Origin of the sequence: Actinoallomurus acaciae (genome assembly GCF_042429965.1) — a bacterium.
GTDB lineage: Bacteria > Actinomycetota > Actinomycetes > Streptosporangiales > Streptosporangiaceae > Actinoallomurus > Actinoallomurus acaciae.
This window is the reverse complement of the sequence record NZ_JBHLZP010000202.1, coordinates 1-13,705: the sequence shown is the minus strand read 5'-3', so window position 1 is coordinate 13,705 and position 13,705 is coordinate 1. Positions and strand designations below refer to the sequence as shown.

The following is a 13,705-nucleotide window of genomic DNA, read 5'->3' as shown; positions in this document are numbered from 1 at the left end:
CGCAGCGTCTCCGCGTCGTACCCGTCCGGGCCGGGGAGGTCGCCGAGGCCGACGGCCAGCACGGCGTCGGCCTCGAGCCCGGCGGGGGAGGGCAGCGTGAGCGTCTCGCCCTCGGCACCGGTCATGCCGAGCCTGCCGAGCATGGGGGCCAGCACGTCGGCGAAGGACTCCGGGCCGGGGGCCGGCACCGGTCCGTCGGCGCTCCGGGCGACGCCGATCACGACGCGGTCCACGGGCGGCGACCCCGTCGCCGAGTTGCTCACGGTCAGGGCGGTCACGTCAGTGTCCTCTTCTCTCGTGGTCAGGAGCGGCCCGGGACGGCCACGGCGGCCGGCGGCTGCGACACCGCCCGGCCTCGGCGGCGCGTCAAGCCGACACCGATGAGGACGACCACCATCCCCGCGGCGACGCGGAGGCTGATGGGCTCACCGAGGACGACGGCGCCCAGCGCCACCGACACGACCGGCAGGAGGTAGCCGACCGTCGCGGCGCTGGTCGCGCCCTCGTCGGCGATGATCCGGTAGGTCAGGTGGAAGGTGATGCCCGTGGCGAAGATCCCGAGGATGACGACCGCGGCCAGGCCGGTCCAGCGGACGTGGACGGGCGTCAGGCCGCCGGCCGGGAACGTCAGCGCGGTCAGCGCGGTCGCGGCGATGAGCTGCGCCGAGGACAGAGAGATGGTGGCGAACCCCTTGCCGACGAGGTTGCGGCCCATGTAGGCGAAGCCGACCGCGTAGCTCGCCGCCGCGGCGACGATGGCGAGGGCGCCCCATCCGACGTGCCCCGTCCGCTGCCACGGGGCGAAGATCAGCACCACCCCCGCGAACCCCAGGAGGAGCCCGCCCAGGCGTACGGCGCGGACCCCGCGCTCCGAGCCGATGGCGATGCCGATCAGCAGGGACCACAGCGGCGTCGTCGCGTTCAGCACCCCGGCCACCCCGGAGTCGACCGTCTGCTCGCCGACGCTGAACATCGCGAAGGGCAGCGCGTTGCAGAACAGCGCGGCCACGATGATGTGGCCCCAGGTCGCACGGCCGTACGGGAGCCGCCGCCCGGCCTTCAGGCACACGGCCAGCAGCGCGAGCGACCCGAACACGCAGCGGGCGAGGGTGACCTGCACCGGAGCCAGGGCGTCCAGCGCCAGCTTGATCCACAGGAAGGTCGATCCCCACAGCAGGGCGAGAACCCCGACCCGGGCCACCGCCCAGACCCTGCCACCGCTCATGTTCCCTCTCCTCCCGAAGCCGTTCGTCCATGAACGATGCCCTGGGCCGATCTGGTAGCACAATCGAATGATTATGGACATCGATTAAGCTGACCTACATGCTCGACGTGAGGCGGATGCAGATCCTGCGGGCGGTCGTGACAAGCGGATCGGTGACCGCCGCGGCGGCCCACCTCGGTTACACCCCATCCGCCATCAGCCAGCAGATCGCCGTGCTGGAGCGCGAGGCCGGGACCGTCCTGCTCGAACGCGTGGGCCGTGGCGTACGGCCGACGGCGGCGGGCCGGCTCCTCACCGAACATGCCGCGATCATCAGCCAGAACCTCGCCGAGGCGGAGACGGCCCTGGCCGACCTGCGCGCCGGTCGTACCGGCCGGCTGTCGATCCGCTACTTCACCTCGGTCGGCCCGGGCCTGGTGGCGCCCGCGCTGGCCCGGCTCCGCGACGAGCACCCGGGCGTGCAGATCGACCTCCGGCTGATCGAATCCGAAGAGCCGCTGCCGGAGGTGGAGAGGGGCAGCGCGGATCTCGCCCTGGTCGTCGGGCCGGGCGGCGAGGATCTCGCGGGCATCCGCCTGATCCACCTCCTCGACGACGCCTACCACGCGGTGCTGCCCGCCGGGCACCCGCTCGCGGGGCGACGCACGATCGACCTGGCCGACCTGGCCGGCCAGAACTGGATCGGCAGCGAACCACCGGGTCCCTGCCTCGACGTCGTGCTCGACGCCTGCGCCGCGGCCGGGTTCAGCCCGAACTTCGTGGCCAGGAGCGAGGACTACGCCACCGCGCAGGGTTTCGTCGCGGCCGGTCTGGGAGTCGGGCTGATCCCCCGGCTCGGGCTGGACCGCCGCCGTGCCGGTGTCGTCGTCCGCAGGGTGCGCGGACCGGAGCCGGTGAGAACGATCCACGCGGCGGTGCGCGAGGTCGCGCTGGCCCAGTCCGCGCTGCGCACCCTCGTCGAGGCCCTCCGCGAGGCCGCGAAACAGTAGGCCCGGAGGCGATTTTCCGCGTCCGATCATCTTTACCCGGCGCCTCCGATGCTCGGTCGGCTCCCCGGGTTCGTGTGACAACGGTCACGGCGGAAAGGTCGATAACCCAATGAACCTCGGTGCCATTACCGGACATCGGACTAATTGAGTCAGTAAGCAACCGGGGAGGTTTTACTCGTGCAGTTCAATCGTCTGCGTACGACCGCTGCTCTGGCCTGTGGCGGCGGGATGGTCGCCCTCGTCCTGACCGGATGCAACACCGACGGTAAGGCGTCGACGGCGTCCGGTTCGTCGGCGAAGACGGCACCGGCCGCCCACGACACCCATGGCAAGAAGGCGGAGGTGGCGTACGCGGGTCAGGGTGAAACGCCGAGTTGCATGGCATCCGAACTCAAGGCTGATCTGCAGCTTCAGCCGCCCCGATCCGAGCAATCGGAAAAGGTCATCGCCACGCTGATCCTCACCAATCGGTCGGGCGAAAGCTGCTATCTTCCGGCCGGCTGGGCGCTGCTCGGGAAGGGCGGAAAGTACAACTACACGACTATTCCCGCGACCCGGGTGAGCTATCCCGGCGCCGGCCGGACCATTACGCTGCGGCCCGGGGGTTCGGCCTTCGCCGGAACCAGGTGGCACTTCGAAAAGGGCTGCCCCGGCGGCATCACCGACGGCTTCGGCGTCGCCTGGCACAGCTCCTGGATCCCGCTCACCTACCACGGTCTCGACGACGGCTACCAGCCGCCGATCTGCGACAGCCTCACCCTGGGCACCCTCCAGCCCACCATGAACGGCGTCAACTTCACCTGACCCGTCCCGAGCGGGACACGGGGCGCCGGGACCGTGAGAGTTCCCGATCCCGGCGGACCGTGGGTTTCGGCGACCACATCGCGTCAACGCGGAATGGTTCGGGCCTCCGGTCGGTTGTCCCACCCCGGGGTCGGTCACGTTCTCGGGCGCCGGGACCGGCCCCCGACGCCCGCGTCCAAGGAAGGGTTCTCCCTACGTGACGACGACTTCGGCCGCACCCGTCAAGGGGGTCGGTTTCCGGTCGGAGCGCGGGCCTGTGCTCGCGGCTCTCATGCTCAGTACCGGTCTGGTGGCGCTGGACAGCACGATCATCGCCACGGCGGTGCCGTCCGTCGTCGGTGATCTCGGCGGGTTCTCCCAGTTCCCCTGGCTGTTCTCGATCTACCTGCTGACCCAGGCCGTCACCGTGCCGCTGTACGGGAAGTTCGCCGACGTCGTCGGGCGCAGGCCGGTGATGTTCTTCGGCATCGGCGTGTTCCTCCTCGGCTCGGTGCTGTGCGGGTCCGCGTGGAACATGCCGGCACTGATCGCCTTCCGCGCCGTGCAGGGGGTCGGCGCGGGCGCCGTGCAGCCGATGAGCATGACGATGGTCGGCGACATGTACACGGTGGAGGAGCGGGCCCGGGTCCAGGGGTACCTCGCGAGCGTCTGGGGGATCGCCGCCGTGGTCGGGCCGACCCTCGGCGGCGTCTTCTCCCAGTACGTCTCGTGGCGCTGGATCTTCTTCGTCAACCTGCCGCTGGGCGCGGTCGCGGCCTGGATGCTCGCCCGCCGGTTCAAGGAGAAGGTGACGCGGCGCACGCACACGATCGACTACGCGGGCGCGGTCCTGCTGACCGGCGGCTGCTCGCTGATGATCCTCGGGCTGCTCGAGGGCGGTGTCTCGTGGGGCTGGGCGTCCGTGACGAGCTGCGGGGTCTTCGTCGTCGGCGCGGCGATGCTCGCCGGGTTCGTGCTGGTCGAGCGCAGGGCGGCCGAGCCGATCCTGCCGCTCTGGGTCTTCGGCCGCCGTGTGCTCACCGGCGGCAACCTCTCGGCGGTCGTGGTCGGCGCCGTCATGATCGGGCTCAGCTCGTACGTGCCGACCTACGCCCAGGCCGTGCTCGGCACCGGAGCGCTGCTGGCCGGGTTCGTGCTGGCCGCGCTCTCGGTCGGCTGGCCGCTCACGGCGACCTTCTCCGGCCGCCTCTACCTGCGCGTCGGCTTCCGCGACACCGGGCTCACGGGCAACGTGATCCTGGTCGCGGGCACCGCGCTCTGCCTCCTGCTCGACACCCGCTCGCACGTGTGGGAGGTCGCGGCGGTCTGCTTCCTCGTCGGCATGGGACTCGGCCTGATGGCCAGCCCGATCCTCGTCGCCGCGCAGTCGGTCGTCGGCTGGGAGCGCCGCGGCGTCGTGACCGGGATCAACATGTTCAGCCGCTCACTCGGCAGCGCCGTCGGCGCGGCGGTGTTCGGCGCGATCGCCAACGCGACCCTCGCGGACCGCTTCGCGCACCCGCCGGCCGCGCTCGTCGGGCGGCTGCCCAAGAGCGTCGACGCGTCGAGCCTCGCGCTCACCGGACACGGTGACACGGGCGCCCCGGGCGTGCGGGCGTTCGTCCGCGACGGCCTGTACGGCGCGGCGCACCACGTCTTCGTCGCACTCGTCGTCGTGGCGGCCCTGGGCGTGGCGGCGTTGCTGCTCATGCCGAGGAGGATCGACCGTACGGCGGGCGACGACCGAGGTGCCGCCTCCCCCGTACCCGGTGAATGCAGTTCGTCCGAGACGATGGCCGACCCGGGGGAGACGGGCAAACTCATTTAACCGTCAACTACCGCGCCGTCGCCACATGATCGACGCGACGAGATTCTACAGACATGTAAAAATTGGATGCGTGGACACCTGCGCGGGCAGGCTCTTCGCCCGTCTCAGGGCGTGGTGGACGTCTGTTCGGCGGCCTTCGCGAAATCGTGGATCAGGTCGGTCTCGGTTCCGGTGAGCCACACGGGTGCGCAGTCCAGAGGGGGCAGGCCCGACACGGGCACGGTGACGACATGGGGGTCGTCCGTACGCAGCGACGTCATGGTCAGGTGTACGAGCTCGCCTTCGGCGACCAGCATGATCGCCTCTTCGAGGGACGCGGAGGCGCTGATGGGCATCCTGCGCAGCGGGCGTCCTGCGGGGGTTCGCGCCGGTATCCAGAGGTCGGCGAACCGTGCCGGGAAGTCGCTCGGATAGAGGATGTCGTAGTCGGCCAGCTGTTCGGCGTCGATGACGGCTCGGCGGGCCAGCGGGTGCCCCGCAGCGACCAGCACGGCACGTTCGTCGCGCAGCAGTGTCGGCCCGATGCGAAACTCCGGGGCGTCCCGGAGGGCGGGGTCGGAGGGCAGCCAGCCGACGAACACGTCGACCGGCCAGTTCTCCTGCCAGCGAGCCGGGTCGGTGTTGGGATGCGTGGACCGCACCACGGCGCACTGCGGGCGCAGCCGTTCGAACGCCCCGATCAACCGTGGTGCGATGTCCGCCGGGACGCTCGTCGCGACGCCGACCCGGAGGAACTCATGGCTCGCGGATCGCCGGGCCCGGCGGATCGCCTGGTCCATCCGTTCGTAGGCCGGCCGGATCTCGGCCAGCAACTGCTCGCCCAAGGGCGTCAGCCGCACCCGCCTGCTCGTGCGTTCGAACAGCGGAGCGCCGATCCGGCGTTCGAGCGCGCGCACCGCCTGGCTGACCCGGGGAGTGCTGACGCGCAGGCGCTCGGCGGCGCGGCCGAAGTGCAGGTCCTCGGCCACCGCCAGGAACGCCTCGATCTCCCGCATCTCCATGCGGCCATTATGTCGTCCTGCTTAACGATCGTGGCGGAACCCGGCATTGATCCCCACGGGCCCACCGGGAAGCCTCGAAGTGTTATGGGACTCGAAGAACACCTGCCTGGCGGCTTTCTCCTCACAACGGTCGAGAAGGTGCTCGGCCACGCGCGCAAGTCGTCGATGTGGCCGATGACGTTCGGCCTCGCGTGCTGCGGCATGGAGCTGATGGCCGTCGGCGATCCTCGTCACGACTTCTCGCGGTTCGGCATGGAACGTCCGTCGGGCAGCCCCCGGCAGGCCGACCTGATGGTCGTGGCGGGCCGCGTCAGCCAGAAGATGGGCCCGGTTCTGCGGCAGCTCTACGACCAGATGGCAGCGCCACGATGGGTGATCGCCATGGGCGTGTGCGCGTCGTCGGGCGGCATGTTCAACAACTACGCGGTCGTCCAGGGCGTCGACCACATCGTCCCGGTCGACATCTACCTGCCCGGCTGCCCGCCGCGGCCGGAGATGCTGCTGGACGCGATCGTCAAGCTGCACGACAAGGTGGGGAACGAGAAACTCGGCGCCCACCGGCGCGCGCAGATCGTCGCGGAGGAGCGGGCCCGGCTCACCGAGCTTCCGATGATCGACCTGCCGTTGAAGGTGGAGTCCGGATGACCGGTGGCAACCACCGCGACACGTCGGGCGCCGGGGCGGGAGTGGGAGCCTCCGGGCGGGCGAACGGCCCCGCGTGGCCGAACATGAGCAGGAGCACGACCGCCGCGAAGGCGACGCTCAGCACGATCAGCGTCAGTCCCACGGGGTTCCGCGGGTTGTAGACGTATCGGTTCGTCCCCCACCGGCTCCGCCTGAAGACCGGCTCGTCGTCGTCGAATCCCACATCAGGGACGGTAATCGAGATTCACGGTGCGGCGTCCCGCCGGGCCGGGCGGCGCCGGTGTCAGCCGACGTATGCGGCGATGACCCGCGCGCACTCCAGCGACTCGGTGTGCGCGGTGTCCACCTCCAGGTCGTACTTCACGCCCTGATGCACCAGGTCGGCCTGTCGTGCGGCCATCCCCGGGACCCGGTCACCTCGCGCGATCTCGCGACCCGCGGCGACCGCGCCGTCGCATCGGACCCCGACCCACAGCACGTCCAGCCGGCCGAGCGCCTCCCGCCACCGCCGCTGGGAGTCCGCTCCGCCGAGGAAGACCTCATCGACGATGACCCCCGCCCCGCCACGGGCCATCGCGGCGACGCCCTCGATCCACGCGGCCTCCAGCCGCCGGAACTCCGGACCGACGCCGACCTCCCCGTCCGCGCTGATCGGAACGTCCGAGACGCGAACGGCCAGGGGCATCGCCTGGACCAGCGTGTCGACGCCCAGCGACAGCCATGCGCCCGGCAGCACGGACTGCAGACAGCGGGCGAGCCCGGACTTCCCGGAGCTGGACCCGCCGTTGAGGACGATCACCTGGGTCATGCCGCCACTCTACGGAGCCCCCGAGGACTCCGGCTCGATCGCTCCGGGCGGACCCGTACCGGCGGTGGGCGGGCCGCCACCGCCGGCCCGGACCACCGGCCCCGGCGTCGCCTCCAGCAGGGCGGGTCGCGGAACGGCGCCGCGTTCGAGATCTTTGCGTGAACGTTCCCCGGAGACGGCAGGCCGCCCCGCGGGTGCGGGGCGGCCTGCCGTGAGGGCGCCGTGTCGGTCGTGGGATGTCTCAGCCGGGTTCGGGTGGTGTGTGTCTCAGCTCGTCGCGGGCCATGCGTTCGACCAGGACGGGCACGAACTCGCGGATCGGACTGCCATCGAACCGGTGGTGGATGGCGTTCACGGTCGCGTCGACCCGACTGGGGGAGACGTGGCCGGCGAAGGATCGGGAGAGGCGGTCGGTGACATGGTCGAGGGCGTGCCGTTCACGAAGGGTGTCGGCGCTCACGAAGACCTCCGTTCCTGTGCCGTGGCGTCCTCGCCCGCAGGGTTACCCCGATGAACCCGCGTGACACGGGGAGATCGCGACGTTCTGCGCGGCCGTCCCGGAGGGCCCGTTCGCCTGGATCGCGACGCTCGCGAGCGACATCACCAGGGCGACGTCGGACTCGGTGTCGATGCGCACGCGGACCCAGTCGTCGCCGGGCGTGACCGCCACCCGGCCGGACTTGAGGAGCACGTCGCCGAGGCGGGCGATGACCGGTCGCGTGAGATGGACCGCGGCCTCGGCGCCGCCGTGCAGGTGGACGATCTGCGCTCCCACCCGCTGTGCCGGCGAGAACCCGGTGCCCACGCCGCACTCGGCCCGGCCGGCGCGTACCGCGGGCCAGGCGTCCAGCTGCGCCGTGAGGCGTCCGGCGAGGGAGCCGGCGGACTGATCGAGTGTCTTCACGACATGCATATTTGTCGGACAAGGACCATGATCGGAAGTGGTTCGGCCGAAATTGGTATCGGTCTGGCCATCCGCCCGCCATCCGCTGTTTCCCTCCCGCACCCGTCCGTATGCCGAGCAGGGACCGGTAGGCTGCGCGAATGCTTGATCATGGTGAGGTTCCCCGGCCGGCACGCGACGCGGTGCGCGAGATCTACACCGCCGAGCGGGCGGCGACGCTGGAGTACTCCCCGGACCTCGACGGGCTGGCCGACCCCGGTGAGGTCGTCTGGGCGTGGGTGCCGTACGAGGAGGACCCCGAGCGCGGGAAGGACCGGCCGCTGCTCGTCGTCGGCCGCCACCGGCGGCGGCTGCTCGCCATGATGCTGTCGAGCCGCCGCCACGACGACTCCGACGACTGGCTCGACCTGGGCTCGGGCACCTGGGACCGCGAGGGCCGGGACTCCTATCTGCGGCTGGACCGCGTGTTCGCCCTCGATGAGGACGACATCCGCCGGGAGGGCGCGGTACTGGACCCCGAGCGGTTCGCCGAGGTCGCGGCGGTGCTCATCCGGCTGCACGGCTGGAAGCCCACCCGACCCCAGAACTGACGCCGCCCGGGTCCGGCGCTCACGGGAGGGCCGGACCCGGGGACGCGCGGCGGCTCAGCGGTGCTGCAGCGCGTCGAGCGCGACCGCCTGCGCGATGATGAGCCGGCGGTCCAGACGCTGGTCCTTGATGTCGACGACGTACCGGTCGCGCAGACCGAACTTCTTGTCCACGCTGAACGTCTCCTGCCCGTCCGCGGTGAAGTCGAAGTGGTACGGCCAGGCGAACGGCAGGCTGTCGACGTACGGGATGAAGTCCCACACCCGGCGCAGGATCGCGACGGCCTTGTTGCGCTCGGAGCCGGTGGTCGTCCCCAGCCCCGGCTGCTCCAGGTGCCAGGTCGAGGAGAGCAGCGACGCCTTGAAGTCCTTGCGGAACACGCCGATCGGCCGTCCCTGCGGATCGGTCACGTCGTAGGCCGAGGCGAGGTCGAGCCGCTTGCGGGCCTTGAAGCCGAACAGGGCGTGCTGCTTGGTGTCGTCGGTGTAGATCGTCACCTGTTCCTTGAACGCCATGCGCTTCTGCTGTGCGAAGGCGACGAGCTCGCCCTCGGACCCGTCCGCCGCCTCGGTGTGCACCTCGTACTGGTTGACCATGAGCCGCACGCGCTGCCGGATGAGCAGGCGCTGCTGGGTCTGGAGCGTCTCGAAGTCCATCGGGTATCCCGTTCTCGCGGTGTCGAAGGCGAGAAAAGGTACACGAATGGTAAAGAACTCGCGTTGTCGCCGGAAGTGCCGGGTCAGCCCGCCTCTTCCGGGTCGGTCGCGGTCGGCGTGGGCGTCGGGGTCGGCGTCCTGCGCGTCGGCGTGGGTGTGGGGGTCGGTGTCGGGGACCGGGTGGGCCGGGAGGTCGGCCGCGGTTTCGTGGCGCTCGACCCCCGGCGCCCGCCGCCGGAGGAGTAGTCCGTCTGCTGCGCCTGGCCTCCGCTGCCGGAGCCGCCGCCGTTCCCGCCGCCGCAGATTCCCTGCTGCGCCTTGCTGTAGGTCTCGTCGGCCGCCTCGACGGCCGCCTTCGCGGCCTCGAGCTGCGCGCGTGCGTCGGTGTCGTCGAGACGCGCGAGGACCTTTCCGGCCCGTACCTTGTCGCCGGGGGCGACGTCGATCTTCGTGACCGTTCCCGACGTGCCGAACACCAGGTCACGCGTGTCGGCGCTCTGGATGGTCCCGGCCGCGCCGGCGGTCGCGGTGACGTCGCCGCGCAGAACCGTCGCCTGTGTGACGGCACGCGCGGGCGAGTCGCCGACCGCCACCAGCCCGCTCGCGAGGGCGACGACCGCGCCGGCGGCGATCCAGGGGGGTTTGCGTAGATCGCGTATGGTGGACCGGTTCACGGATCGAGATCCTCGTGGCCGAAGGTGACGGTGACCCGAGTCTGGCCTGAGAGTTTCCTGAACGACACCTGCCCGTCGCCGGCCCCCCGGTTCGGGCGGTATGTCACCGGCCAGGACATCTACCGTAAAAGGCCTATATGCGGTCGTCGTATGACATCTCCCGGCACGCAGGAACCTTTCAGGGACGTATCAGGTTCGTCCCAGCCGGGTCCACGACGCTGTAGCGAGTGAAAGCCCTCCTTCGTCGCCGGCGCCTGCTGCTCAACGGCGCTCTGGCACTTCTCCTTCTCGTCGGCGTCGGCGTCGCCTACCTGTCGCTGCACGACGACGCGGGCGCCTCGTCGCCCGGCCGCATCGTACGTGTGAGCCGCGGCACCATCGTGTCCTCGGTCTCGGCCTCCGGCTCGGTGGCCAGCGCGAAATCCCGTGACCTCTCCTTCGGGACGAGCGGCACGGTCGACTCGATCAAGGTCCAGGTCGGCGACAAGGTGAAGAAAGGGCAGCTCCTGGCGACGCTCGACGACACGAGCGCGCAGGACGACCTGAAGGCCGCCAAGGCCGCGCTCAGCGCCGCCGAGGCGGGCGACACCTCGACCCCCTCCGGCTACTCCAGCTACGTGCAGGCCAAGAACTCCTACGACAGCGCCTTGCGCGCTCTCGACGGAACCGAGATGAACGCGCCCTTCGGCGGGACGGTCATCGCGGTCAACGGGTCGGTCGGCGGCTCGTCCAGCGGGTCGAGCAGTTCGAGCAGCAGTTCCAGCAGCAGCGGCTCCGGGAGCAACGGAGGCGGCGGGGGCGCCGGCGGGGGCGGCGGAGCCTCGTCCTCGACCTCGTCGAGCGACTCGTCCAGCAGCGGCTCCGGCAGCGGGTTCATCACCATCGCCGACACCTCGAAGCTGGACATCAAGGGCGAGTTCACCGAGTCCGACGTCTCGAAGATCAAAAAGAACCAGCAGGCGTCGGTGACCTTCGACGCCATGCAGGGAACGCGGGCGAGCGGAAAGGTCACCGCGATCGACCAGACCTCGACGACGTCCAACAACGTCGTTCAGTACGGCGTGACCGTCAGCCTCACCGACCCGCCGAGCGGCCTGCGCATCGGCGCCACCGCGACCGTCCAGATCACCACGGCGAGTGCGCAGAACGTCCTGTACGTGCCCACCGCCGCCGTACGGACCGCGGGCGGCCGGGGCACCGTCACGGTCATGTCCGGCGGCAAGCAGGTCACCAAGGTCGTGGAGACCGGGATTCAGGGCGACCAGGGCACCGAGATCAAGTCCGGCCTGAACGAGGGCGACCAGGTCCTGGTCGCCAGTAGTAGCGGGACGACGGGCGGCGGCGGGTTCCCGACCGGCCGGTTCCCCGGCGCGGGCGGCTTCGGGGGCGGCGGCGGAGCCCGGGGCGGAGCACGCGGATGACCGTCCTCGACGTCCGTGACGTCACCAAGGTGTACGGCGAGGGCGGCACGGCGGTGCAGGCGCTGCGCGGCGTGTCCCTGACCGTCGAGCAGGGCGACTATGTCGCGATCATGGGCGCGTCCGGCTCGGGCAAGTCGACGCTGATGAACATCCTCGGCTGCCTCGACGTGCCCACCTCCGGCCGTTACCTGCTCGACGGCACGGACGTGGGCACGCTGGACGACCGCAGGCTCGCGATCGTGCGCAACCGCAAGATCGGGTTCGTCTTCCAGTCGTTCAACCTCATCCCGCGGATGAGCGCGCTCGCCAACGTCGAGCTGCCGCTCGCGTACGGCGGGGTGAAGGCGGCCGACCGCAGGCGGCGGGCGCTCGCCGCCCTCGACGGCGTCGGGCTCAGCGAGCGGATCGGCCACGAGCCGAACGAGCTGTCCGGCGGCCAGCAGCAGCGGGTCGCCATCGCGCGGGCCCTGGTCTCCCACCCGCTCGTCGTCCTGGCCGACGAGCCGACCGGCAACCTGGACACACGGTCCACCGAGGACGTCCTGGACATCCTCGACGGGCTCAGCGCGTCCGGGCGCACGATCGTGCTGATCACCCACGAGAACGAGGTCGCCGCGCGGGCCAAGCGCGTGATCCGCCTGGTCGACGGGCGCGTCATCGCCGACCGGCTGCAGGCGGCCGTGGACGGCCCGCCGCCCGCCACGGCCCAGCCGGTGGGCGGCGCCCGGTGAACCCCTGGGAGATCCTGCGGTTCGCCGTGCGCAGGCTGACGTCCAACAAGCTGCGCAGCGCGCTGACCATGCTCGGCATCCTCATCGGCGTCGCGGCCGTGATCGTCCTGGTCGCGGTCGGGAACGGCTCGTCCCAGCAGATCAAGGACAGCATCTCCCAGCTCGGCGCCAACTCGCTGACCGTCACGCCCTCGACCTCCGCCGGCCGTCGCGGCGGCGGCATGGGCGGTCCCGGCGGCGGGTCCGGCTCTGTCGGAGGGCAGAGCAGCGGCCCGCGGACCCAGGCCCACGACCTCACGGTGGACGACGCGAAGGCTCTGGTCGACCCGGCCAACGCGCCCGCGGTCAAGAGCGCCTCCCCGGTCGCGACCTCCTCGTCGGTGACGACGACGTACGCGGGAACGAGCCACGCGATCAGTCAGTTCGTCGGCACCTATCCGGCCTACTTCGGCGCCGCCGACAAGGTCGTCGGCCGGGGAACGACGTTCACGAACGACGACGTGACGGGCGACCGGAAGGTCGTGGTGATCGGGACCACGGTGGCCGAGGACCTCTTCGGCACCGTCGACCCGCTGAACAAGCAGATCAACGTGGGCGGCGCACTCTTCACCGTGGTCGGGGTGCTGCAGGAGTCGGGGTCCTCGGGCATGCAGGACGCCGACGACGTGGCGATCGCCCCGCTGCCGGTCGTCCAGGAGAACCTCACCGGGTTCGGCGGGCTGAGCAACATCGTCGTCGAGGCCCGCAGCTCCAAGGTCACCGACGAGGCGCAGAGCGAGGTCACCGACATCCTCGACCAGCGGCACGGCATCTCCGGGTCCAACACGGCCGACTTCCAGATCCAGAGTCAGGCGAGCCTGCAGTCGGCGGTGAGCGACTCCAGCAAGACCTTCACCGTGCTCCTCGGCGCGGTCGCCGCGATCAGCCTGCTGGTCGGCGGGATCGGCATCACCAACATCATGCTGGTCACCGTCACCGAGCGGACCCGCGAGATCGGCATCCGCAAGGCCATCGGCGCGCCGCGCGGCGCGATCCTCGGCCAGTTCGTCGCCGAGGCGACCGTGCTCAGCCTGCTCGGCGGCCTGTCCGGCGTGGCCATCGGGATCGTCGCGAGCCTGTTCCCCATCGCCGGCGTACGGCCCGTGCTGGTGCCCTCGTCGATCGCCCTGGCCCTGGCCGTGTCCGTGGCGATCGGCCTGTTCTTCGGCGGCTATCCCGCCGGCCGTGCCGCGAAGCTGCGCCCCATCGAGGCGCTGCGACACCAATGAGCGCGAGGAGAGAGAAGATGAGCGCCCGCACACGACGCGCACCGGCCGGGGAGGGCGAGGAGCTCTCCGAACCACCGTTCGACGACGACCTGGCCGAGGAACTGGCCCGGGCACCGCGCGCCCGCAGGCGGCCGGGGCTGACCACCGTCCTCGGCGCGGGCGTGCTGATCGCCGCCGGGTTCGT

The 13,705-nt window shown here is 70.9% G+C and carries 17 protein-coding genes; 9 read left to right on the top strand and 8 right to left on the bottom strand.

The features are described 5' to 3' along the window. Together ACFFNX_RS25090 and ACFFNX_RS25085 are read right to left on the bottom strand one after the other, a co-directional pair. The coding region (locus tag ACFFNX_RS25090) for a M17 family peptidase N-terminal domain-containing protein (protein ID WP_378207003.1) at positions 1-278 on the bottom strand (278 nt) is incomplete at its 3' end. A gap of 23 nt (positions 279-301) precedes the next feature. Further along, positions 302-1,225, bottom strand: coding sequence for a DMT family transporter (locus tag ACFFNX_RS25085; RefSeq protein ID WP_378207000.1), 924 nt, complete (start codon positions 1,223-1,225; stop codon positions 302-304). 98 nt (positions 1,226-1,323) lie between these two features. Here ACFFNX_RS25085 and ACFFNX_RS25080 point away from each other — a divergent pair, with 98 nt between their 5' ends. The 3 genes from ACFFNX_RS25080 to ACFFNX_RS25070 all read left to right on the top strand — a co-directional run bounded on the left by ACFFNX_RS25080 (position 1,324) and on the right by ACFFNX_RS25070 (position 4,825). Then, positions 1,324-2,214, top strand: coding sequence for a LysR family transcriptional regulator (locus ACFFNX_RS25080; protein WP_378206997.1), 891 nt, complete (start codon positions 1,324-1,326; stop codon positions 2,212-2,214). Positions 2,215-2,442: 228 nt separating this feature from the next. Continuing rightward, complete coding sequence (locus tag ACFFNX_RS25075) at positions 2,443-3,018, top strand: DUF4232 domain-containing protein (RefSeq protein ID WP_378206994.1); 576 nt, start codon at positions 2,443-2,445, stop codon at positions 3,016-3,018. Between the two features lie 271 nt (positions 3,019-3,289). Further along, positions 3,290-4,825 (top strand): MDR family MFS transporter, encoded by a 1,536-nt coding sequence (locus ACFFNX_RS25070; protein ID WP_378206990.1) that lies wholly within the window; start codon positions 3,290-3,292, stop codon positions 4,823-4,825. Positions 4,826-4,929: 104 nt separating this feature from the next. Here ACFFNX_RS25070 and ACFFNX_RS25065 read toward each other — a convergent pair whose 3' ends face one another. Continuing rightward, the gene (locus ACFFNX_RS25065; RefSeq protein ID WP_378206987.1) at positions 4,930-5,826 is read right to left on the bottom strand and encodes a LysR family transcriptional regulator; all 897 of its coding nucleotides are present in this window, start codon (positions 5,824-5,826) and stop codon (positions 4,930-4,932) included. 84 nt (positions 5,827-5,910) lie between these two features. Here ACFFNX_RS25065 and ACFFNX_RS25060 point away from each other — a divergent pair, with 84 nt between their 5' ends. Both ACFFNX_RS25060 and ACFFNX_RS25055 read left to right on the top strand, forming a co-directional pair. Beyond that, positions 5,911-6,471, top strand: coding sequence for a NuoB/complex I 20 kDa subunit family protein (locus ACFFNX_RS25060; protein ID WP_378206984.1), 561 nt, complete (start codon positions 5,911-5,913; stop codon positions 6,469-6,471). Then, positions 6,468-6,632, top strand: a complete 165-nt coding sequence (locus ACFFNX_RS25055) for a hypothetical protein (protein WP_378206982.1) — start codon at positions 6,468-6,470, stop codon at positions 6,630-6,632. The genes ACFFNX_RS25060 and ACFFNX_RS25055 overlap by 4 nt, the downstream gene beginning before the upstream one ends. Before the next feature lie 122 nt (positions 6,633-6,754). Here ACFFNX_RS25055 and cpt read toward each other — a convergent pair whose 3' ends face one another. The 3 genes from cpt to ACFFNX_RS25040 all read right to left on the bottom strand — a co-directional run bounded on the left by cpt (position 6,755) and on the right by ACFFNX_RS25040 (position 8,183). Further along, positions 6,755-7,279, bottom strand: a complete 525-nt coding sequence (cpt, locus tag ACFFNX_RS25050) for a chloramphenicol phosphotransferase CPT (protein ID WP_378206979.1) — start codon at positions 7,277-7,279, stop codon at positions 6,755-6,757. 241 nt (positions 7,280-7,520) lie between these two features. Continuing rightward, entirely contained in the window at positions 7,521-7,739 is a 219-nt protein-coding gene (locus ACFFNX_RS25045) for a three-helix bundle dimerization domain-containing protein (protein WP_378206977.1), read from the bottom strand. Between the two features lie 42 nt (positions 7,740-7,781). Continuing rightward, positions 7,782-8,183: a luciferase domain-containing protein gene (locus tag ACFFNX_RS25040; RefSeq protein WP_378206974.1), complete on the bottom strand. Its 402-nt coding sequence runs from the start codon at positions 8,181-8,183 to the stop codon at positions 7,782-7,784. 140 nt (positions 8,184-8,323) lie between these two features. On the opposite strand from ACFFNX_RS25040, the gene ACFFNX_RS25035 reads away from it, so the two are divergent. Next, a complete protein-coding gene (locus ACFFNX_RS25035; RefSeq protein WP_378206971.1) occupies positions 8,324-8,773 on the top strand; it encodes a type II toxin-antitoxin system PemK/MazF family toxin in 450 nt (149 codons plus the stop codon). A gap of 54 nt (positions 8,774-8,827) precedes the next feature. Here the strand turns inward: ACFFNX_RS25035 and ACFFNX_RS25030 are convergent, their stop codons facing one another. Next, a complete protein-coding gene (locus ACFFNX_RS25030) occupies positions 8,828-9,427 on the bottom strand; it encodes an LURP-one-related family protein (protein ID WP_378206967.1) in 600 nt (199 codons plus the stop codon). Between the two features lie 83 nt (positions 9,428-9,510). Then, positions 9,511-10,101: a biotin/lipoyl-binding protein gene (locus ACFFNX_RS25025; protein ID WP_378206964.1), complete on the bottom strand. Its 591-nt coding sequence runs from the start codon at positions 10,099-10,101 to the stop codon at positions 9,511-9,513. Positions 10,102-10,328: 227 nt separating this feature from the next. On the opposite strand from ACFFNX_RS25025, the gene ACFFNX_RS25020 reads away from it, so the two are divergent. The 3 genes from ACFFNX_RS25020 to ACFFNX_RS25010 are packed head-to-tail and all read left to right on the top strand — an operon-like array spanning position 10,329 to position 13,521. Then, positions 10,329-11,522: an efflux RND transporter periplasmic adaptor subunit gene (locus ACFFNX_RS25020; RefSeq protein WP_378206961.1), complete on the top strand. Its 1,194-nt coding sequence runs from the start codon at positions 10,329-10,331 to the stop codon at positions 11,520-11,522. Further along, positions 11,519-12,253, top strand: a complete 735-nt coding sequence (locus ACFFNX_RS25015; RefSeq protein WP_378206958.1) for an ABC transporter ATP-binding protein — start codon at positions 11,519-11,521, stop codon at positions 12,251-12,253. Before ACFFNX_RS25020 ends, ACFFNX_RS25015 begins: the two co-directional genes overlap by 4 nt. Next, the gene (locus ACFFNX_RS25010; RefSeq protein ID WP_378206955.1) at positions 12,250-13,521 is read left to right on the top strand and encodes an ABC transporter permease; all 1,272 of its coding nucleotides are present in this window, start codon (positions 12,250-12,252) and stop codon (positions 13,519-13,521) included. Before ACFFNX_RS25015 ends, ACFFNX_RS25010 begins: the two co-directional genes overlap by 4 nt. Positions 13,522-13,705: the final 184 nt, after the last annotated feature.